At 70.6% G+C, this 968-nt stretch carries 1 protein-coding gene; it reads right to left on the bottom strand.

Going from position 1 to position 968, the window contains the following annotated elements; all coding sequences use genetic code 11:
* Window positions 1–968: multiple monosaccharide ABC transporter permease (mmsB, locus tag FUT87_RS14060; RefSeq protein WP_147241419.1), on the bottom strand; the 968-nt coding region annotated here is incomplete at both ends.

The following is a 968-nucleotide window of genomic DNA, read 5'->3' as shown; positions in this document are numbered from 1 at the left end:
CGCCGCCCGAGGCCGAGGCGCCGCCGACGAAGCAGGCGGCGATGACGTCGAGCTCGAAGCCCAGGCCCGCCTTGGGCGTGGCGGTGTTGAGCCGCGCGGCGAAGACCAGGCCGGCCAGCGCCGCCAGCGCGCCCATGTTCACGAAGGTCAGGAAGGCGATGCGCTGCGTGCGCACGCCCGACAGGCGGGCCGCCTTCTCGTTGCCACCGACCGCGTAGACGCGCCGGCCCAGCGTGGTGCGGCCGGCGATGAAGTCATAGGCCAGGGTCAGCACGACCATCAGCACCATGACCGTCGGCAGCCCCTTGTAGGAGGCCATCAGCCAGCTCATCGCGGCGATCGCGGCGACCAGCAGTCCCTGCCGCGTCCAGAAGACCACCCCGGGCTCCGTCTCCATGCCGTGCCGCGCCGCCGCGGCGCGATGCCGCCACGCGACCGTGAGCGAGACCGCCGCCAGCAACAGACCCAGGCCCAGCGTCGTCGGACGCGGATCCTCCTGCCCGAAGAGCTCGGGCAGGAAACCGGCGCTCAGCGCCTGGAAGCTGTCGGGGAAGGGACCGAGCGACTGGCCCTGCAGCAGCGCCAGCGCCAGGCCCTTGAACACCAGCATGCCGGCCAGCGTCACGATGAAGGACGGAATGCCCAGGTAGGCGACGAACCAGCCCTGCGCGCCGCCGATCACCGCCCCCGCCAGCAGGCAGACCAGGCCGGCGGGCAGCGCGGCCCATTCGTACTGCACCATCAGCACCGCCGCGAGCGCGCCGATGAAACCGCACACCGAGCCCACCGAGAGGTCGATGTGGCCGGTGACGATCACCAGCAGCATGCCCAGCGCCATGATGACGATGTAGCTGTTCTGCAGAACCAGGTTGGTGAGGTTCAGCGGCTCCAGCAGCGTGCCGTCGGTCAGCACCTCGAAGAGCGCCATGATCGCCACCAGCGACAGCAACATGCCGTAGTCGCGCAGG

The organism is Mitsuaria sp. TWR114, from assembly GCF_007997345.1.
The sequence above is the reverse complement of the archived record's forward strand: the minus strand, read 5'-3'. Positions and strand labels throughout refer to the sequence as shown.